The following is a 19,483-nucleotide window of genomic DNA, read 5'->3' on the forward strand; positions in this document are numbered from 1 at the left end:
AACACCTTTCCTTCATGCACTTTGTGCTGTGGCTGCGCAGGTACTGATTGGCCTTTTTACCGGAAACTGGGTTTACGGTGCGATAGCTGGTTGTACGTTCTTCATTGCGCGTGAACATACCCAGGCAGAATATCGCTGGATTGAAATGTTCGGGCATGGCAAGCGTATGAATATGCCGTGGTGGGGCGGTTTTGATCCGCGTGCGTGGGATGTGGCAAGCCTGATGGATTTTGCTGTGCCGGTGGTGGCGTGTCTGCTGGTCTGGCTGTTGGTTAATCGTGGGTGAAAAAAGGTGAGCTGTATATGCAACGGAGGAAGAAACCTCGTTGCGGGAAGCCTTGAAGAAGTATCGGGTGTTGCTGAACCGTGTTGATACGTCAACTGCACAGGATATTGAATGGCCAGCACTGCCGTAGGGTAAAACATATAAATTCTATAATTAGATGTATCTTTCCATTTACGGCAAGGAAGGGGGCTTGGAAGACGTAAGGCATCTCACACCGAGATTATTTTTTATATGTCAGGTGTCTGAAGTTTTGCTTTGGCTCTTAAAATGGTTTGCCGCGAGGTTTTGAATTCCCGGGCAATGGCACTTATACTTACACCTGACTTAATCCGTTCGAATACCACCTGTTTCTGTTCTTCATTTAACACAGGTGGTCGACCAAAACGTTTCCCTGCGCCCCGGGCTCTTACTATCCCGGAATGAGTGCGTTCAAGTAAAAGGTCTCGTTCAAATTCAGCGACTGCTGAAATTACTTGCATCATCATTTTTCCTGTTGGACTGGTCAGGTCAATGCCCCCCAATGCTAAGCAATGCACTCTGATACCTGTTTCGGTCAGTTGTTCCACTGTTTTCCTGATATCCATTGCATTACAACCAAGGCGATCCAGTTTTGTCACAATCAATTGATCACCACATTTCAGGCGAGCAAGCAACCGGTTAAAACCAGGACGCTCACTGGTTGCTGCTGAGCCGCTAATGTGTTCTTCGATTATTTGCTGAGGTTTGATTTTAAAACCTGCACTTTCGATTTCCCGGCGTTGATTTTCGGTGGTCTGATCCAGCGTTGATATCCGACAGTAAGCAAAAATTCGAGACATAGTGAGACTCTATACGAAATTGGTGTTCATATCATAATGCATCTCAGAAAATAATTTTGATTATTTTTGTGCATGTTTGTATGTACACGTTCGAAAATAAACGAATGCGTATGCAACCCCGTAATTTTGGTGAGACCCAAAATCGATTTTGTGAAAAATGGCTTTAACTCGGTTTGTTTTTCGAGTTCCGGGCGGACTCAAGGAAGAAGAATAGTGTTGCGTGTTATTTTAACCAGATTTCAAGTTGTTTGGTCGTGGAAAAGTGGAGCAAAATGTTGTTAAAGTGGAAAAATGATAAAAAAGTAAGTTTATTATATTACATTTTACCATTTAAATTTTGGTTGTCTTTAAGAACTGATATCGCTGTTTGTAATAATTCTTTGTTATCCAGCCATGATTTTTTCTTTATGTTTCCTTCAATGTAATCAAGCAATGTTCTGGTATTGATAGGTCTTCCCTGTTTTGCTACTTCCACTACAGCATCCCCTAGGATAATTCTGACCTCAGGAAGCTGCGCAGGGAACCACTTTAGGGTGTCTTTTGATTTCATGAATATATTCCTTAAAATATTATTGATTTTCATTGCGATATTGTATGTCTGATTCAGGATATGTTGACTTATACATCGGTTTTGTCTGGGTTATTGGATATGCCAATCCCTAATTTTATTAGAGCATGACTAAAAATGCTGAATATGATAAGGAGCGAAGTGATTATCAGTATGCTGTTCATATAGCCTCGAATTAGTAATGTGTTATATATGATATAGTTGACAATTTTTATCCTGGGTGTTCTTAAAGTTCGTAGATAAACATTGTCGTTTCAGGTATACAGGAATGCTAACAGATGGCGGCAAAAATCAGGCGGTTTATGGCGCAAGCTGAAGTGGCAACTGCAAACTATCTTATGCAGAGACTCTACACGGATTGGGTTTAAAAGTATACATAGATAACAGTTTTTATCTGAAGAAGAAAAATATCAAGGTGATATAGCCTATATGCCTTTGATGCGGAGGAATGAATGTGATGGGAGTGATGTATCTGAATAGTTGAAAAACCGCAGACACGCCTTATGCAAGAACGTGCTGCGGTTGGCTGGTAAATTTTTCGATAGTGCGAGTATTGAATGATTTCCAGCCGTTATTGATTTTACGCGTAACTCCATGAAAAAACTACTTATCTGTTGAGGAGTTTTTTTGGGGCATATATGGGACAGAAATAGGCCCCAGATAGACACTGAGATCGAACTTAGGATGCTTTTTAAAAAATGCAACTATCTGAAAAAACCTAGAAAACGCCAAGGAAACCACAGGATGGGAAAAAACACCTGTGAATTATGGATTTCCAGTTATATTCGCTCGGCGCAGCGTTAGTGTTTCATGAAATATTTTTTCCTGAATCATCAACGGCAATGGCGTTAATTCTGGCAATGGGAACCTACGGTGCAGGTTATGTGGCGCGTATTGTCGGAGCATTTATTTTCAGCAAAATGGGCGACAGAATCGGGCGTAAAAAAGTGCTCTTTATTACCATCACTATGATGGGGATCTGTACCACCTTAATTGGTGTGCTGCCGACCTATGCACAAATTGGTGTGTTTGCGCCAATTTTGCTGGTGACGCTGCGTATTATTCAGGGGCTGGGGGCAGGCGCGGAAATTTCCGGTGCCGGCACGATGCTGGCGGAATATGCACCAAAAGGTAAGCGCGGAATTATCTCCTCATTTGTGGCTATGGGAACTAACTGCGGAACCTTAAGCGCAACGGCAATCTGGGCCTTTATGTTCTTCATTCTCAGTAAAGAAGAACCGCTGGCGTGGGGATGGCGTATACCGTTTCTGGCGAGCGTTGTCGTGATGGTCTTTGCTATCTGGTTGCGTATGAATCTGAAAGAAAGCCCGGTCTTTGAGAAGGTTAACGACAGCAACCAACCGACAGCAAAACCTGCACCTGCTGGTAGCATGTTCCAGAGCAAATCCTTCTGGCTGGCAACAGGGCTGCGTTTTGGTCAGGCTGGTAACTCCGGTTTAATTCAGACTTTCCTTGCAGGCTATTTAGTACAGACGTTATTGTTTAACAAAGCAATTCCAACAGATGCATTGATGATCAGTTCGATTCTCGGCTTTATGACCATTCCGTTCCTTGGTTGGTTATCCGATAAAATTGGTCGCCGGATCCCGTATATTATTATGAATACCTCCGCGATTGTGCTGGCATGGCCAATGCTTTCTATCATCGTAGATAAAAGCTATGCCCCGAGCACCATTATGGTTGCACTGATTGTGATTCATAACTGTGCGGTGCTGGGATTATTTGCTCTGGAAAACATTACCATGGCAGAAATGTTCGGCTGTAAAAACCGCTTTACCCGGATGGCGATTTCTAAAGAAATTGGTGGTCTTATCGCTTCCGGTTTTGGTCCTATCCTGGCGGGTATTTTCTGCACCATGACGGAATCCTGGTATCCGATCGCCATTATGATCATGGCATATTCAGTGATTGGTTTAATCTCTGCGCTGAAAATGCCAGAAGTGAAAGACCGTGATTTAAGTGCGCTGGAAGACGCTGCGGAAGATCAACCGCGTGTTGTCAGAGCTGCGCAACCTTCCAGAAGTCTTTAAATCCTCAATCCCTTCTCTTACCGGAGAGGGGATTTTTATTCATATAACAAAACATGTAGCTTGCCATATTTATATTTAAGGAATTGTTATGGGAAATAATTTGTTATCAGCAAAAGCGACACTCCCTGTTTATGATCGTAATAACCTGGCCCCAAGAATTGTTCATTTAGGCTTTGGTGCATTTCACCGTGCGCATCAGGGCGTGTATGCCGATATTCTTGCTACGGAACATTTCAGTGAATGGGGATATTATGAGGTCAACTTAATCGGCGGCGAACAGCAAATTGCCGATTTACAACAGCAAGATAATCTTTATACCGTTGCGGAAATGTCGGCCGATGCGTGGACGGCTCGCGTCGTTGGCGTCGTTAAAAAAGCCTTGCACGTACAGATTGATGGCTTAGAAACCGTGTTGGCTGCGATGTGTGAACCGCAAATCGCGATTGTCTCTCTGACAATCACCGAAAAAGGGTATTTCCACTCTCCGGCGACCGGACAGTTAATGCTCGATCACCCGATGGTCGTTGCCGACGTACAAAATCCCCACCAGCCGAAAACTGCAACAGGGGTGATTGTCGAGGCGCTGGCTCGCCGTAAAGCGGCAGGACTTCCCGCATTTACCGTCATGTCATGTGACAACATGCCAGAAAACGGTCATGTTATGCGTGACGTTGTCACTTCCTACGCGCAAGCCGTTGATGTAAAACTGGCACAATGGATCGAAGATAACGTGACTTTCCCATCAACAATGGTGGACCGTATTGTGCCCGCAGTGACAGAGGATACGCTGGCGAAAATCGAACAACTTACCGGTGTGCGCGATCCTGCTGGCGTTGCCTGTGAACCTTTCGGCCAGTGGGTAATCGAAGATAACTTTGTTGCCGGACGTCCGGAATGGGAAAAAGCGGGAGCCGAACTGGTTAGCGATGTGCTGCCTTATGAAGAGATGAAGTTGCGCATGCTCAACGGCAGTCATTCATTCCTGGCGTATCTGGGTTATCTTGCTGGATATCAGCACATTAATGACTGTATGGAAGATGAACATTATCGTCATGCGGCGTATGGCTTGATGTTGCAGGAACAAGCGCCGACGCTGAAAGTGCAGGGCGTTGATTTGCAAGATTACGCTAACCGATTAATTGCACGCTATAGCAACCCGGCGTTACGTCATCGAACCTGGCAGATTGCGATGGATGGCAGCCAGAAATTGCCACAGCGGATGTTGGATTCTGTTCGCTGGCATCTGGCGCATGACAGCAAGTTCGATCTGCTGGCGCTGGGCGTCGCAGGTTGGATGCGTTATGTGGGTGGTGTTGATGAACAGGGAAATCCGATAGAAATCAGTGACCCACTGTTACCTGTTATTCAGAAGGCTGTACAAAGTAGTGCCGAAGGGAAAGCGCGCGTCCAGTCATTGCTGGCGATTAAGGCAATCTTTGGTGATGATTTGCCAGACAATAGCTTGTTTACTGCAAAAGTGACGGAAGCGTACTTGTCTTTATTAGCGCATGGTGCGAAAGCGACCGTGGCGAAATATTCCGTGAAGTAAAAAAGCAATGCCGCCATCGGCGGCATTCACACGCTTAGTTCATGCCGAGACGAATCAGGTCCAGAGGTGCCAGTTTCTCTTCACAACCTTCAACAACTACGGTTTTTCCGCGGCGGATTTGCTCTGCGGTCAGACCTTCAGTATCAATCGACAGGATCTTGCCAGTGTGACCGGTGCCGCTAACCATAACACGGCTGCCAGTGGTGATTGCGTTACGGTTACGATCGTAGGTCGTCATAGGTGTTTTCTCCTTTCTGATTTACAGTCGAAGCCCACGTAACGGGCGCAATATAAATACTCCTGTCGAGTGAAATATTTTTTGTTTTTGATCAAGCTCACATCTTTTTTGATGCATGCATGAGCCATATGACGGAGGGAAAAACTCTCACCCCGGATGGGATGAGAGGAAATGAATTACTCTTCGCTAAACCAGTCGCTGTTTTCCTGACGGATCTGGCGCACGGATTCGCTGATTTCCTGCAAATGTTGCGTCATTGCACGTTCTACCGCATCGCCATCACGTTTTTGCAGGGCAGAGAAAATCTCAAGATGCTGGCGTAACAGCATTTCTGGTGGAGAAACGTGGTCGAAACTCATATAGCGCACGCGATCAACGGTCGCTTTCAGGTTCTCAATGGTATCCCACGCCAGTTGACAGTCGGCAATCTGGGTCAGGAGTTGATGGAAGTTGTCATCAAGTTCAAAAAAATCATCCAGTTGCTTGCGCTCAATGGCAATACGCTGCTGGTGAAGATTTTGTTCCAGTTGGTAGCACTGGCTTTCGGTAATCATGCTCGCCGCCCGACGCGCCACCGCGCACTCAATGGCCTGACGGATAAAACTGCCGTTGCGCACCTGGGCCATGGAAATTTTGTTGACGTAGCTGCCACGCTGCGGACGAATTTGAATCAGGCCGTTTTCCGCCAGTTTAATAAAGGCTTCACGAACCGGCTGGCGTGACACATTGAAACGAACAGAAACTTCTTTTTCCGACAACGGTGTGCCTGGTGCAATCAGGCAATGGACAATGTCGCGACGAAGAATACGATAAATCTGCTGATTGACAGGCTGTGTGGGATTAAGTTGCGTTTCGACGGTCATTCGTTCTTGCTTGTGAGTGAGTTAACTGCATGAGTCTACCACTTTTTTGTGACAAGCAATAACCCGGCAGTTACGCCGGGTATAAAAATTACTGACGGTGGACATTCAGTCCGGCATAGCTTTGGGTAACCGGCATCATTTCCAGGGTATTGATATTGACGTGAGCAGGCAGCGTTGACACCCACCAGACGGCTTCGCTGACATCTTCTGGCGTCAATGCAACGGTATTTTGATAGGTTTTTTCCGCTTTACCGTCATCGCCTTTAAAGCGGACATTGGAAAACTCGGTGCCACCCACCAGACCCGGTTCGATGTCGGTGACGCGCACCGCCGTACCATGCAGGTCCGTACGCAGATTCAGGCTAAACTGACGAACAAACGCTTTCGTCGCACCGTAAACGTTACCACCGGCATACGGCCAGCTGCCTGCCGTTGAGCCAATGTTAATAATATGACCATGATTACGTTCAACCATACCCGGTAAGACGGCGCGCGTCATATATACCAGGCCTTTGTTGTTGGTATCAATCATCGTTTCCCAGTCTTCAACGCTGGCTTTATGCGCAGGCTCCATGCCCAACGCCAGACCGGCATTATTTACCAGGATATCAATATTGCACCACTCGGCAGGAAGCGATGCCAGCATCTCTTCAATAGCGGCGCGGTTGCGAACGTCCAGTTGGGCGATATACAGATTATCTCCCAGTTCGTCTTTTAACTCCTGCAACCGCTCCTGGCGACGGCCAGTGGCGATAACTTTATGCCCTTGTTGAATAAAACGACGAGTAATGCATTCACCAAAACCTGCCGTTGCTCCAGTTACTAAAACGATCATCTCACTGTTCCTCAACGCTTTTGTGTGTCAATAACATAGCACGTGATGCTTAAGAGCGGGTAATACTGGTTTGCAAGATTGCACTCCGTTATCAGTAAGCCTACGCTATGGAACACCTCGCGTTCAGGAGAAGAAAATGACAACAATGAATCCTTTCCTTGTGCAAAGCACACTGCCGTATCTGGCTCCCCATTTTGATCAAATTTCCAATCATCACTATCGCCCGGCATTCGATGAGGGAATGCTGCAAAAGCGGGCAGAAATTACTGCCATCGCGCTTAACCCGCAAACGCCTGATTTCAACAATACTATTCTGGCACTGGAACAAAGCGGAGAATTACTTACCCGCGTTACCAGCGTCTTTTTTGCGATGACTGCGGCGCATACCAATGATGAATTACAGCGTCTTGATGAACAGTTTTCCGCTGAACTGGCGGAACTGGCTAATGATATCTATCTGAACGGTGAGTTATTCGCGCGGGTAGATGCTGTCTGGCAGCGCCGAGAATCCCTGGGGCTTGATAGTGAATCCATCCGCCTGGTGGAGGTCATTCATCAACGTTTTGTCCTTGCCGGAGCCAAACTTGCGCAAGCTGATAAAGCAAAATTAAAAGTACTGAATACAGAAGCTGCGACCCTGACCAGCCAGTTTAACCAGCGGTTACTGGCAGCAAATAAATCCGGCGGTCTGGTTGTGAACGATATCGCGCAGCTGGCAGGAATAAGTGAGCAAGAGATTGCGCTGGCGGCAGAGGCGGCTCGCGAGAAAGGTCTGGATAACAAATGGCTGATTCCGCTGCTGAATACCACCCAACAACCGGCGCTTGCCGAAATGCGCGATCGTGCGACGCGTGAAAAACTGTTCACTGCGGGCTGGACGCGAGCGGAAAAAAATGATGCCAATGATACCCGCGCTATCATTCAACGTCTGGTGGAGATCCGCGCGCAGCAGGCAAAACTGCTTGGTTTCCCTCATTATGCCGCATGGAAAATCGCCGATCAGATGGCAAAAACGCCAGAAGCAGCACTCAACTTTATGCGGGAAATTGTTCCAGCGGCGCGTCAACGTGCGAGCGATGAATTAGCCTCCATACAGGCGGTTATCGATAAGCTGCAGGGCGGGTTTAGCGCGCAGCCGTGGGACTGGGCATTTTATGCCGAGCAGGTAAGACGTGAGAAATTCGATCTCGATGAAGCGCAGCTCAAGCCTTATTTCGAATTAAACACGGTGTTGAATGAAGGCGTATTCTGGACTGCGAATCAGCTCTTCGGTATTAAGTTTGTCGAACGTTTTGATATTCCTGTCTACCATCCTGACGTTCGTGTATGGGAAATTTTTGATCATAATGGCGTGGGGCTGGCGTTATTTTACGGTGATTTCTTCGCCCGTGATTCAAAAAGCGGCGGTGCATGGATGGGCAATTTTGTTGAGCAATCAACGCTGAATGAAACGCATCCGGTAATTTATAACGTCTGCAATTATCAGAAACCCGCTGCCGGTGAGCCTGCGTTGTTACTCTGGGATGATGTCATAACCTTATTCCATGAATTTGGTCATACGCTACACGGCCTCTTTGCCCGCCAGCGTTATGCCACGCTTTCCGGCACCAACACGCCGCGTGATTTTGTCGAATTTCCGTCGCAAATCAACGAACACTGGGCAACGCATCCGCAGGTATTCGCTCGCTACGCCCGGCATTATCAGAGCGGGGCAGCAATGCCTGATGAACTGCAACAGAAAATGCGTAATGCCAGCCTGTTCAATAAAGGGTATGAGATGAGCGAACTGCTTAGCGCCGCACTTCTCGATATGCGCTGGCATTGCCTGGAAGAAAACGAAGCAATGCAGGATGTCGATGATTTCGAATTGCGGGCGCTGGTGGCGGAAAATATGGATCTTCCTGCTATACCGCCACGCTATCGCAGCAGTTATTTCGCCCATATTTTTGGTGGCGGATATGCCGCAGGTTATTACGCTTATCTGTGGACGCAAATGTTGGCCGATGATGGTTACCAGTGGTTTGTTGAGCAGGGCGGATTAACGCGTGAAAATGGGCGGCGTTTTCGCGAGGCGATTCTTTCCAGAGGTAACAGCGAAGATCTGGAACGCCTGTATCGACAATGGCGCGGTAAGGCACCTCAGATTATGCCGATGCTGCAACATCGTGGCTTGAACGTATAAACACCACCAATGGCTGGCCTGGATTTATCGCCAGACCAGCCTCGTTATAGCAGTAATTGCAGCAGCTGGGTGAGGGCAAACTTCACCGCTAATGCGAATGCCGTTTCGCAGTCGCCAGCAAAATTACTTTTTTTGTATACCCTTCCGTTATAATAATTTTCAAATTTATAAATCTGATTGTTCTGAAATATGTTTAAGACTCTTTAATCTTCTTCTTACTTTAGTGAGTAAAATTCTCTGAATATTTGACAGCTAGTTGCCTGATTTTAAATGCCTTATAACAATTGGCAGTATTCTTATTTGTCAATTATAAAAATAGCAACCAGACTTAATAAGTCAAACCAAACGCAATTAAGGAGTCAGTATGAAATTTCAGGCCATTGTATTAGCAAGTTTTCTTGTCATGCCTTATGCGTTGGCAGATGACCAGGGCGGATTAAAACAGGATGCAGCGCCACCGCCGCCTCATGCAATAGAAGATGGCTATCGCGGAACCGATGATGCAAAAAAAATGACCGTTGATTTCGCAAAAAAAATGCACGATGGCGCTTCGGTTTCACTACGCGGTAATTTGATTTCTCACAAAGGAGAGGACCGTTACGTTTTTCGCGATAAGAGCGGTGAAATTAATGTTGTTATTCCTGCGGCAGTCTTTGATGGACGAGAAGTTCAGCCGGACCAGCTGATCAACATTAGCGGAAGTCTGGATAAGAAAAGCGCTCCGGCCGTCGTTCGGGTCACTCATTTGCAGAAATAAAAATAAATTAGCCTGATGGCCTGAACTACTGGGCCATTAGGGTATTGGGTTATGCTATTTGTCATCCTTTTAATTGCGATAATGCAGGCTTAATTTACAGAATTAAACACTTTTTTATCTGCTGATTTTGTTTCAAATCACAATGTTATCTCAGAGATGACTCATAACTTCGGATTTCTATGAAAATATTGACGTAATTTTGCTTTTCTCTCGTTAGAATAGCGCGCACAAGGAACTGTGAAAAAGGAGTGGCAATGATCAAGAAGACAACGGAAATTGATGCCATCTTGTTAAATCTCAATAAGGCTATCGATGCCCACTACCAGTGGCTGGTAAGTATGTTTCACAGCGTAGTCGCGAGAGATGCCAGTAAGCCAGAAATAACGGATAACCATTCTTATGGACTGTGCCAGTTTGGTCGGTGGATTGATCATCTGGGACCACTCGATAACGATGAATTACCTTACGTTCGGCTAATGGATTCTGCCCATCAACATATGCATAACTGTGGTCGGGAATTAATGCTGGCTATTGTTGAAAATCACTGGCAGGACGCGCATTTCGACGCCTTTCAGGAAGGGTTGCTTTCTTTTACTGCGGCATTAACCGATTACAAAATTTATTTGCTGACGATCCGTAGCAATATGGATGTTTTGACGGGATTGCCGGGTCGTCGGGTTCTTGATGAATCCTTTGATCATCAGTTACGCAACGCTGAGCCTCTGAATCTTTATTTAATGTTGTTGGATATTGACCGATTTAAATTGGTTAATGATACCTACGGGCATTTAATCGGCGATGTAGTATTACGCACCCTGGCAACTTACTTAGCCAGTTGGACGCGCGATTACGAAACGGTTTATCGCTACGGTGGCGAAGAATTTATCATTATTGTCAAAGCGGCTAATGATGAAGAAGCATGTCGTGCAGGTATCAGAATTTGCCAGTTAGTCGATAACCATGCCATCACACATTCTGAAGGGCATATCAACATTACCGTGACTGCAGGTGTGAGTCGCGCATTTCCTGAAGAGCCTCTGGATGTGGTCATTGGAAGAGCGGACCGGGCAATGTATGAGGGTAAGCAAACCGGAAGAAATCGCTGTATGTTTATTGACGAACAAAACGTGATTAACCGAGTTTAAGCTCCGTTTAACATTCATTGAGAAAACTGATGCTACTGTGTCAACGATCCGTTATCAGTGCAGGAAAATGCCTGTTAGCGTAAAAGCAAAACACAAATCTATCCATGCAAGCATTCACCGCCGGTTTACTGGCGGTTTTTTTTCGCCGTCATAAAAATCAGGCCCCTTGTACACAACTGTAACAAGGGGCCGGTTAGGTGAGGGATTATCTCCGTTCATTAGTCATCCCATTTGTGGCTGAAATACGCGGCCAGAAAACCAGAAAATAAAATTATTCCCAGTACGGCCATAAAAACATTCATATTACCCAGCATTATTTGCCTCCGTTTATGGTGTGGTGTGTTTCCTCGCTTACCTTAATTTTCATCTCAATGAGAAAGATATTAGCAGAGGTAACCTAAACGAAGGCTGAATTAAATTTTTATTGTGTTCGACTTAAATCAACAAAGCGCGGGCTGCCCCCACGGTCTTGCACGAATTCCTTTTAACATCAGCACCCACGCAGCAATGATCACCAACGCTAAGATGATAAACAGCGAGAAAGGCGGCAGACTGGTAAGCACTATGCCACTCACTAATGGGTTAATCGCGGCACCAAGCCAGCCTAAAGACTGGGCGGAAAAATAGCTGGCTTTCATTCCTGGCGGTGCAATATGGTCAATCAACATATACTCGCCCGGCGCATAAATGATTTCACCGACAGTAAATACCGCAGCTGACATACCCCACAATAGCAGGCTGTTGCCGGAAAAAATAAAACCGACCAGCCCAATGACGAAACAGAGGGTGCCTGCTGTCATCAGCGCGCGGATGTTAGCCGGGTTAAGGCGGCGGCCCACGGAATATTGCAACGTAACCACCATGGCAGCATTCACCGGAAGAACAACCGCGACCACCTTTTCGGCAAAATCCCCATCAGCAATCACCATCACATATTGTGAAATGCATGAAGCAAATGCGCCGCTAACAAAAGAAGCCAGAAAACCAGAGCAGGTAAACCACAACAGTGCTTTATCTTGTAATAAAACTTTCGGCGACCAGACACTGCCTGTTTCCGTGGCGATGATTTTCTCGCTGCGCTTTACCCAAATTTGAATGAAAAGCATGGGAAACGCGGAACAGATAGCTGCCAGCCAAAAGGGCAGATTGATGCTCTGCATCACCAACAGCGTGCCGAGCGGCGGACCGATGGTCCAGCCAATGTTGAGCATGGTGTAGTTGATTGAGAAGATTTTCGTTTTGCTGGTGGAGGAAAGATTGTCGGCAAACCAGGCTTTCAACACGGTAGCAAAAACGGAATAGGCGCAGTTAATAAGGGCAAAAAAGAGCACCACCAGCGTCACGTTATTCACTAAAGGAATGGCAATAAAACCGCTGGCGAAGGCGGTAATTGCCAGTAACATATAGCGTTTCTTGTCGAACTTATCCGCCAGGATACCAAAACCGAGGCTAAAAACGACGCCAATAGTGAGCGCAATTGTCATCGCATAACCGATTAGATCGACACTCAGGCTGTACTGGCGACTCAAGTAAATGGTCATAAACGGCAGCGTAGCGCCGCGTCCGATGGTTAATAACAACGACGAGGCAAGAAGGGCGCTGGTAGAGCGTCGTAGGGATAAGTTCATTTGTCTGTCCGGCAGTGCGTTTCGTTATGTTTTGTTTTAGAGATGTAAAGAAATAGCATGGCAAAAATCCGAAGTATAGCGACTTATTTGCGCATTAATGCCGTCGTAATCGGTGACTAACGAATCAACTGTTAAAGAAAAGTAAATTCAGCTAAGTTGATTGCTTACAAAAGATGAAATTCAGAGGCGGTAGAATGTCGCGAAAAGATGGGGTGTTGGCGCTACTGGTAGTGGTCGTATGGGGGCTAAATTTTGTGGTCATCAAAGTGGGGCTTCATAACATGCCACCGCTGATGTTGGCCGGTTTGCGCTTTATGCTGGTTGCTTTTCCGGCTATCTTTTTTGTCGCACGACCGAAAGTACCACTGAATTTGCTGCTGGGGTATGGATTAACCATCAGTTTTGCGCAGTTTGCTTTTCTTTTTTGTGCCATTAACTTCGGTATGCCTGCTGGACTGGCTTCGCTGGTGTTACAGGCACAGGCGTTTTTTACTATCGTGCTTGGCGCGTTTACTTTCGGTGAGCGACTGCATGGCAAACAATTGGCGGGGATCGCCTTAGCGATTTTTGGCGTACTTGTGTTAATCGAAGATAGTCTGAACGGTCAGCATGTGGCGATGCTCGGCTTTATGTTGACCCTGGCGGCAGCATTTAGTTGGGCGTGTGGCAATATCTTCAATAAAAAGATCATGTCGCACTCAACGCGCCCGGCGGTGATGTCGCTGGTAATCTGGAGCGCATTAATCCCAATCATTCCCTTCTTTGTTGCCTCGCTGATTCTCGATGGTTCCGCAACCATGATTCACAGTCTGGTCACTATCGATATGACCACCATCTTGTCTCTGATGTATCTGGCGTTTGTGGCGACAATTGTTGGTTATGGGATCTGGGGGACGTTACTGGGACGCTATGAAACCTGGCGGGTTGCACCGTTATCGTTACTGGTGCCCGTAGTAGGACTGGCAAGTGCGGCACTATTGTTGGATGAACGCTTAACGGGTCTACAATTTTTCGGTGCGGTGCTCATTATGACCGGGCTGTATATCAATGTATTTGGCTTGCGGTGGCGTAAAGCGGTAAAAGTGGGAAGTTAATAAGCCCCGATATGTCGGGGCCAGAACAAACTACATAGCGTGTTGATTATAATAGGGCACGCCGAGCGCATCCGACTTATCACTGCCAGTACCCATGTGATTTAAATCAAACGGTGGTTGTTCCTGCGATGGGGGAACAACCACGACATTGGCACAGGAAGTAACAACCGGCTGCGTGGTTTGTTCCGCAATGCCCTGCGTGGAAAAGAGAATAAGCGCAGCTGCTATTGCGGATAAAAGTGGTTTCATGATTGCCTCAGTGACGTTGTCACGTTATCAACTAGCTGTTGTAATGATTTAATGGATGTAAAAAGCGCGATTCGCCCTGCATATTGGTCATCCGGTATTTATGTGGCGGAACATCAAAGTAATTTTTGAAGGTTCGGGTCAGAGTTTGTTGCGACTCGAAGCCATATCGTTCTGCCAGATAGAGTATCGGCTCGTTACTTTCCTTCAGCTTTTGCGCGATTTCCGTCATCTTACGGCTGCGGATGTATTGGCCTAATGAATGACCGGTTTCTTTTTTAAACATCCGTTGCAGGTGCCATTTGGAGTAACCCGAACGCTCTGACACTTTCTCCAGTGACAGAGGCGATTCCAGGTTGTCCTCGATCCAGTCCAAAATGCTATGAATGGTAATAGCGTCAGTATTGCGTCTGGACATCGTCATACCTCTTTTTTTGTTTACGGCAGGACTTTCTTAAGCAAATGCTCAAGTGTTGCCACTTCGTCCGCCGTCAGGTTTTTTGTTAATTCTTGATGCAGGTCCTGGCCAACTAATTGATGGCATTGTTCACATATTGCCGCGCCGCTGGTGGTAAGTTTTACCAGTACGCCGCGCTTGTCATTCGGGTTCGGCAACCTTTCCACCCAGCCTTTACAGACCAGGCGATCCAGCATACGGGTCAGCGCCCCCAGGTCGACCGATAACACTTTTTTCAGTTCAACCGGAGTAATACACGCCGCGCAGCGGATAGAGCAGAGCACCTTAAACTGTGCCGCGGTAATATCCAGCGGAGACAGATACTCGTTAAGCAGGCGATCTTTCTTCTGATTAACCATATGGATTAAGCGACCCAATGGAATAATTTCATTGAACAGATCGCTGGTACTTTTCACATTAGTTGCCCTGGCAAGTAATTAGTTGTAGGGGATAATATTGCCCAGGCAAGTATAAGTCAAATGAATGAATTGACCGATGCCACGTTTTGCTAAATCGGTTCAAGTTTTGGTCAGTGCGATGCAAGGCTAGCTAAAGAGTGACACTTTATCGTTGTTTACCCCTTATACTTTTCGCTGATAACCCAGATACACAGGATAACAACCACCAATGTTAGATTTATTTAAAGCAATTGGCCTGGGGCTGGTGGTGTTACTACCGTTAGCTAACCCATTAACAACTGTCGCGTTATTTCTTGGCCTGGCAGGCAACATGAACAGTGCCGAACGTAATCGTCAGTCGTTGATGGCCTCGGTGTACGTCTTTGCCATCATGATGGTGGCGTATTACGCCGGGCAACTGGTGATGGATACATTTGGCATTTCGATTCCCGGTCTGCGAATTGCAGGCGGCTTAATCGTCGCGTTTATCGGTTTTCGAATGCTCTTTCCGCAACAGAAAGCAATTGATTCACCGGAAGCGAAAAGCAAGTCGGAAGAGCTGGAAGATGAACCCAGCGCCAATATTGCTTTTGTACCACTGGCAATGCCAAGTACCGCCGGTCCGGGAACCATAGCGATGATTATTAGCTCGGCGTCCACAGTGCGTCAGAGTTCAACCTTTGCTGATTGGGTACTGATGGTTGCGCCGCCGCTGATCTTTTTCCTGGTGGCGGTTATTTTGTGGGGAAGTCTACGCAGCTCTGGCGCAATTATGCGGCTGGTGGGTAAGGGGGGCATTGAAGCGATCTCCCGTCTGATGGGATTCCTGCTGGTATGTATGGGGGTGCAGTTTATTATTAACGGCATCCTGGAAATCATTAAAACGTACCACTAAAAAAGGCCCGAATGGGCCTTTCAACTATTGCGTCTGTTCTTCGAGTGTCACTGGCCAGCGGCGGAAAATGATGATTGACCATATTAACGCGGCAAAAGCAGGCACCGCGCCCACATAACCAATCATCGACATTGACCAGTGCAGACTGACCTGATTACCTACCAACGCACCCGCGCCGATTCCAATATTAAATATCCCAGAGAATAGCGCCATCGCGACGTCGGTAGCATCTGGTGCCAGCGCCAGCACTTTAACCTGCATACCAAGCCCGATGATCATCATCGCTATCCCCCAGAAAATACTCAGCACCCCGAGGTGTATTTCACTGTTCGCCGCAGGTAGCAGCAGTGCCAGGCACACCAGCAACAGCGCAATCGCCGTACTTACCAACGCAGACGCATACTGATTACCCAGTTTACCGAAAATCACGCTGCCAATAATGCCCGCACCACCGAGTAATAACAGTAATGCCGTGGCAAAGTTGGCGCTGAATCCCGCAATGTTTTGCACAAAAGGCTCGATATAGCTGTATGCCGTGTAATGGGCGGTGACAACCACCACAGTTAACAAATAAATGCTCATCAATGCCGGGCGGCGGAATAATAGCGGTAGGCTTTTCAGCGAACCGGAATGCTCACTGGGCAGTAAGGGAAGTAACTTAATCAGGCACAAAAGGGTAATAAACGCCCCGATACCAATCGCGAAGAAGGTCATTCGCCAGCCAAAATACTGCCCCACAATGCGCCCGAGAGGTAAACCTAATACCATTGCCAGTGCTGTACCGGTGGCAATTAAACTCAATGCCTGCGCTCGCTTCCCGGCCGGAGCCATACGGATCGCCAGAGACGCCGTAATCGACCAGAAAATCGCATGTGCAAAAGCCACACCAATGCGACTGATCACCAGAACGGTAAAGCTCCACGACAAAAACGACAGTACGTGGCTGGCAATAAACACCACAAACAGGCAGATCAGTAATTTGCGCCGTTCAACCTGACTGGTCATTAACATAAAAGGCAATGACATTAGCGCCACTACCCATGCATAAATCGTCAACATGATGCCGACCTGAGCGGTTTGCATGTGAAAACTTTGCGCAATGTCAGAGAGCAGGCCAACAGGGACAAATTCGGTGGTGTTGAAGATGAAGGCGGCGACTGCCAGCGTAACGACCCGTAGCCACGCCACTTTGCGGGAAACAGTGTTTGTTGTCATAACAGATTATCGGGTGAGTTGCGAAAAAGTGATGAAATGATCTTAAAACGGTTAATGATGTGAATACAATGCATTTGTGATCTGGATCGCGTTTTCCGTTTCTCTGACGCTGATTCTGTTCCGCGTCAGAGAGTCGGTAACATCACGGTTTAATGACGTTCAGGGAGGTCTGGCGTTTTGGCGGTTGCGGGTATAGGTGATCTGACAGGGGAGCGAGGCCTGTTTTTCACCAGGTCTTTGTGAGTAACTTTTGGCGGCGTTTCATTTTTTACAAAAAGTTTGAGGGTCCTGCGCGCCATATGTTTGATAATTTTATCATCACTTAATGATGCTGGCATCAACACGTCATTCAAATCACTTTCATTGGGATTCATAAATTGGTGATAATGCAACAACATATTGGCGAAAAATAAAAACAACTCCTGAAAATGAGGAGATTCTTGTTCTGCTAAAAGGGATAAAAAGCAGATACAGACTTCGGGTAGTACATGTTTGTTAGAACCTAATGAATCCATCAGGCTTTGCAATAAATCCTCTTTTAATTCGCTGTCCTTTATGTCAAGAATGGCGGTGATCAAGTTAGGCTCTTTATTGACGAACCATCTGTGAACTTCAGAGTTATTCCATAATCGGGGGAGTATGACAAAATTACCGCGGGTGATAAAATTCAGGACAAGCAAATCAAACTGGCGTAAGTAATCTGCAGCGGTATGGTGATCCGGATGCAGGGGTTCAATATGTGGTGTATGCGCTCTTTTGATGGGAACGCCAGGGTTGATCATTGGGAATTGTTCAATAAAGTCATTCAGAAACAGAAAGAGTACACGCTCGACGCCGGTCTGAAATACGCGCCCCATAGTGACAGGTTTTGGGTTAGGAGCGCAAAAAATATTAATTTCCCCATCATGGCGGAAATTATCTAAATAAATAGGACTTAAATTTATTACTACCTGGAATTCAATATTTTCTTTGTGCCTTCCATTCCTGGCGGGATAAGTGAGTTTAAACTGAACCTTTTCATTGTATAGCGTGTCGTTACCCCGAAAAGAAGTCCTCTGAATATATGATAAGTTGTCAAGGTTATTAAATATCTTTTTTGTAGCTGAGTTGATGTTTAAAGACGTGCGCCACTCTTCATTACATATTATGGTACTGAGTGCATCAATAAAATCCTTTAAAACTTCTTTTACCTGAGGTGCAATATTACGTACGGGAAAATCTTCAGGAAGAGATATGTAATTGCTGATGCTTACTGGCGTAACCATATTTGCCCCATATAGTCATAAGTCATCGGAACATCACTATATAGAGCATATTAGCCGCAAGAACTATCAAAAATAGCTCATTGCTAACTCTGTTTTGCCGAGTCAGACACATCCAGTAGTTGAATAAATGCCTCAAGCGGACGCGTTTTTGCACCGCGACGCCAGACCAGCCATGTTGTTAACCAACGCCATTGCTCAGCTAACGGCCACGCCTCAACCTGGTGATGCCCCGGCATACTTTCCAGCATAGAGCGTGGAATAAGCGCAATGCCAGCTCCTGCGACCACACAGGCCAACATTCCGTGATAAGACTCCATCTCATGGATAGTTCCCGGAGCGGCACCGTCAGCATGAAACCAGCTCTCGAAGTGGCGACGATACGAACAATTGGCGCGGAAGGCATAAATGTTACTGCCATTAACCTGACTGGCACGGGTTACTGGCGCATGTCCTTGTGGCGTGACAATCATCAACTCCTCGCGGTACACCGGTATCCCGTCAATGGCAGTATGGTTAATGGGCCCATCAATAAACGCCGCATTCAGTTTTCCCTCCAGCACCCCTTCCAGCATAGTGCCGGAAGGGCCGGTGGAAAGTGAAAACTGAATTTTGGGATAACGACGGTTGAATTCCGCCAGCGTGGCCGGAATGCGAACTGCTGCGGTGCTTTCCAGCGAACCAAGAGAAAATAAACCTTGCGGCTCATTGCCAGCGACAACGCTCCGCGCTTCATCCACTAACGCGAGAATTTGTTGGCTATAGCGTAAAAAGTTATGCCCGGCAGGAGAGAGACGTAAACGCTGATTCTCGCGAATAAACAGATCAACCCCCAGTTCTGTTTCCAGCTGGCGTAGACGGGTAGTGAGATTCGACGGCACGCGATGCACTTTTGCTGCAGCCTGGGTTATGCTGCCAGCTTCGGCAACCGCGTTGAACATCTCCAGTTGGGTCAGATCCATAATATTCTCGATTCGTGAATAAGTGGCTTAATAT

Annotated in this window: 22 protein-coding genes and 3 pseudogenes; 9 read left to right on the plus strand and 16 right to left on the minus strand. The window is 46.7% G+C overall.

Annotation, left to right across the window (positions count from 1 at the left end; all coding sequences use genetic code 11):
- A partial coding sequence (locus ACJHX3_RS17850) for a hypothetical protein (RefSeq protein ID WP_410236196.1) occupies positions 1 to 286 on the plus strand: 286 nt, incomplete at its 5' end.
- A 19-nt stretch (positions 287 to 305) separates the two neighbouring features.
- A pseudogene (locus tag ACJHX3_RS17855) lies at positions 306 to 416 on the plus strand (tail fiber assembly protein); the annotation flags it as partial.
- Positions 417 to 513: 97 nt separating this feature from the next.
- Here the strand turns inward: ACJHX3_RS17855 and ACJHX3_RS17860 are convergent.
- The 3 genes from ACJHX3_RS17860 to ACJHX3_RS17870 form a co-directional block, all read right to left on the minus strand.
- On the minus strand, positions 514 to 1,104 hold the full coding sequence (locus ACJHX3_RS17860; protein WP_000086527.1) for a recombinase family protein: 591 nt from the start codon (positions 1,102 to 1,104) through the stop codon (positions 514 to 516).
- A gap of 316 nt (positions 1,105 to 1,420) precedes the next feature.
- On the minus strand, positions 1,421 to 1,654 hold the full coding sequence (gene ydfK, locus ACJHX3_RS17865; protein WP_000836768.1) for a cold shock protein YdfK: 234 nt from the start codon (positions 1,652 to 1,654) through the stop codon (positions 1,421 to 1,423).
- A 68-nt stretch (positions 1,655 to 1,722) separates the two neighbouring features.
- Positions 1,723 to 1,836, minus strand: coding sequence for a YnaM/YnfT family protein (locus ACJHX3_RS17870; protein WP_120795384.1), 114 nt, complete (start codon positions 1,834 to 1,836; stop codon positions 1,723 to 1,725).
- Between the two features lie 603 nt (positions 1,837 to 2,439).
- Here ACJHX3_RS17870 and ydfJ point away from each other — a divergent pair.
- Both ydfJ and ACJHX3_RS17880 read left to right on the plus strand, forming a co-directional pair.
- A pseudogene (gene ydfJ / locus ACJHX3_RS17875) lies at positions 2,440 to 3,723 on the plus strand (MHS family MFS transporter YdfJ); the annotation flags it as partial.
- An 88-nt stretch (positions 3,724 to 3,811) separates the two neighbouring features.
- Complete coding sequence (locus ACJHX3_RS17880; RefSeq protein ID WP_094308074.1) at positions 3,812 to 5,272, plus strand: mannitol dehydrogenase family protein; 1,461 nt, start codon at positions 3,812 to 3,814, stop codon at positions 5,270 to 5,272.
- A gap of 34 nt (positions 5,273 to 5,306) precedes the next feature.
- Here the strand turns inward: ACJHX3_RS17880 and ydfZ are convergent, their stop codons facing one another.
- From ydfZ to ydfG, 3 genes are all read right to left on the minus strand, one after another.
- The gene (ydfZ, locus tag ACJHX3_RS17885) at positions 5,307 to 5,510 is read right to left on the minus strand and encodes a putative selenium delivery protein YdfZ (protein WP_000214712.1); all 204 of its coding nucleotides are present in this window, start codon (positions 5,508 to 5,510) and stop codon (positions 5,307 to 5,309) included.
- Positions 5,511 to 5,686: 176 nt separating this feature from the next.
- On the minus strand, positions 5,687 to 6,373 hold the full coding sequence (rspR, locus tag ACJHX3_RS17890; protein WP_000215553.1) for a DNA-binding transcriptional regulator rspR: 687 nt from the start codon (positions 6,371 to 6,373) through the stop codon (positions 5,687 to 5,689).
- 88 nt (positions 6,374 to 6,461) lie between these two features.
- Positions 6,462 to 7,208, minus strand: coding sequence for a bifunctional NADP-dependent 3-hydroxy acid dehydrogenase/3-hydroxypropionate dehydrogenase YdfG (ydfG, locus tag ACJHX3_RS17895; protein ID WP_000636571.1), 747 nt, complete (start codon positions 7,206 to 7,208; stop codon positions 6,462 to 6,464).
- A gap of 136 nt (positions 7,209 to 7,344) precedes the next feature.
- Between ydfG and dcp the strand changes: the two genes are divergently transcribed.
- Positions 7,345 to 9,390, plus strand: coding sequence for a peptidyl-dipeptidase Dcp (gene dcp / locus ACJHX3_RS17900; RefSeq protein ID WP_094321762.1), 2,046 nt, complete (start codon positions 7,345 to 7,347; stop codon positions 9,388 to 9,390).
- A 44-nt stretch (positions 9,391 to 9,434) separates the two neighbouring features.
- Here the strand turns inward: dcp and ACJHX3_RS17905 are convergent.
- A pseudogene (locus tag ACJHX3_RS17905) lies at positions 9,435 to 9,515 on the minus strand (hypothetical protein); the annotation flags it as partial.
- 239 nt (positions 9,516 to 9,754) lie between these two features.
- Here ACJHX3_RS17905 and ydeI point away from each other — a divergent pair.
- Positions 9,755 to 10,147 carry a YdeI family stress tolerance OB fold protein gene (gene ydeI, locus ACJHX3_RS17910; protein WP_000671728.1) on the plus strand — a complete coding sequence of 131 codons (393 nt, stop codon included), beginning with the start codon at positions 9,755 to 9,757 and terminating at the stop codon, positions 10,145 to 10,147.
- A 254-nt stretch (positions 10,148 to 10,401) separates the two neighbouring features.
- The gene (gene dgcZ, locus ACJHX3_RS17915; protein WP_000592808.1) at positions 10,402 to 11,292 is read left to right on the plus strand and encodes a diguanylate cyclase DgcZ; all 891 of its coding nucleotides are present in this window, start codon (positions 10,402 to 10,404) and stop codon (positions 11,290 to 11,292) included.
- 114 nt (positions 11,293 to 11,406) lie between these two features.
- Here dgcZ and mgtT read toward each other — a convergent pair whose 3' ends face one another.
- The 3 genes from mgtT to ydeE all read right to left on the minus strand — a co-directional run bounded on the left by mgtT (position 11,407) and on the right by ydeE (position 12,920).
- Entirely contained in the window at positions 11,407 to 11,511 is a 105-nt protein-coding gene (gene mgtT, locus ACJHX3_RS17920; protein WP_211180496.1) for a protein MgtT, read from the minus strand.
- Positions 11,511 to 11,606, minus strand: coding sequence for a protein MgtS (gene mgtS / locus ACJHX3_RS17925; RefSeq protein WP_000901367.1), 96 nt, complete (start codon positions 11,604 to 11,606; stop codon positions 11,511 to 11,513). Before mgtS ends, mgtT begins: the two co-directional genes overlap by 1 nt.
- A 126-nt stretch (positions 11,607 to 11,732) precedes the next feature.
- On the minus strand, positions 11,733 to 12,920 hold the full coding sequence (gene ydeE / locus ACJHX3_RS17930; protein ID WP_001054184.1) for an efflux MFS transporter YdeE: 1,188 nt from the start codon (positions 12,918 to 12,920) through the stop codon (positions 11,733 to 11,735).
- Positions 12,921 to 13,114: 194 nt separating this feature from the next.
- On the opposite strand from ydeE, the gene eamA reads away from it, so the two are divergent.
- Entirely contained in the window at positions 13,115 to 14,014 is a 900-nt protein-coding gene (gene eamA, locus ACJHX3_RS17935) for an O-acetylserine/cysteine exporter (RefSeq protein WP_000087219.1), read from the plus strand.
- A 30-nt stretch (positions 14,015 to 14,044) separates the two neighbouring features.
- On the opposite strand, the gene marB is transcribed toward eamA, so the two are convergent.
- Genes marB through marR form a run of 3 tightly spaced genes read right to left on the minus strand, consistent with a single transcriptional unit; the run spans position 14,045 to position 15,133 of the window.
- The gene (marB, locus tag ACJHX3_RS17940) at positions 14,045 to 14,263 is read right to left on the minus strand and encodes a multiple antibiotic resistance protein MarB (protein ID WP_000803531.1); all 219 of its coding nucleotides are present in this window, start codon (positions 14,261 to 14,263) and stop codon (positions 14,045 to 14,047) included.
- 31 nt (positions 14,264 to 14,294) lie between these two features.
- A complete protein-coding gene (marA, locus tag ACJHX3_RS17945; RefSeq protein ID WP_000091199.1) occupies positions 14,295 to 14,678 on the minus strand; it encodes an MDR efflux pump AcrAB transcriptional activator MarA in 384 nt (127 codons plus the stop codon).
- A 20-nt stretch (positions 14,679 to 14,698) separates the two neighbouring features.
- Positions 14,699 to 15,133 carry a multiple antibiotic resistance transcriptional regulator MarR gene (gene marR, locus ACJHX3_RS17950; protein WP_000843419.1) on the minus strand — a complete coding sequence of 145 codons (435 nt, stop codon included), beginning with the start codon at positions 15,131 to 15,133 and terminating at the stop codon, positions 14,699 to 14,701.
- Positions 15,134 to 15,344: 211 nt separating this feature from the next.
- Here marR and marC point away from each other — a divergent pair, with 211 nt between their 5' ends.
- Positions 15,345 to 16,010, plus strand: coding sequence for an NAAT family transporter MarC (gene marC / locus ACJHX3_RS17955; RefSeq protein ID WP_000885033.1), 666 nt, complete (start codon positions 15,345 to 15,347; stop codon positions 16,008 to 16,010).
- 24 nt (positions 16,011 to 16,034) lie between these two features.
- Here the strand turns inward: marC and ydeA are convergent, their stop codons facing one another.
- From ydeA to ptrR, 3 genes are all read right to left on the minus strand, one after another.
- Positions 16,035 to 17,225, minus strand: a complete 1,191-nt coding sequence (gene ydeA, locus ACJHX3_RS17960) for an L-arabinose MFS transporter (RefSeq protein ID WP_000210785.1) — start codon at positions 17,223 to 17,225, stop codon at positions 16,035 to 16,037.
- 149 nt (positions 17,226 to 17,374) lie between these two features.
- Positions 17,375 to 18,490, minus strand: coding sequence for a putative protein YneK (yneK, locus tag ACJHX3_RS17965; RefSeq protein ID WP_000258614.1), 1,116 nt, complete (start codon positions 18,488 to 18,490; stop codon positions 17,375 to 17,377).
- 83 nt (positions 18,491 to 18,573) lie between these two features.
- Positions 18,574 to 19,449: a putrescine utilization regulator PtrR gene (gene ptrR, locus ACJHX3_RS17970; protein ID WP_000366514.1), complete on the minus strand. Its 876-nt coding sequence runs from the start codon at positions 19,447 to 19,449 to the stop codon at positions 18,574 to 18,576.
- Positions 19,450 to 19,483 lie beyond the last annotated feature (34 nt).

The organism is Escherichia sp. WS1265, assembly GCF_046487585.1.
GTDB lineage: Bacteria > Pseudomonadota > Gammaproteobacteria > Enterobacterales > Enterobacteriaceae > Escherichia > Escherichia coli.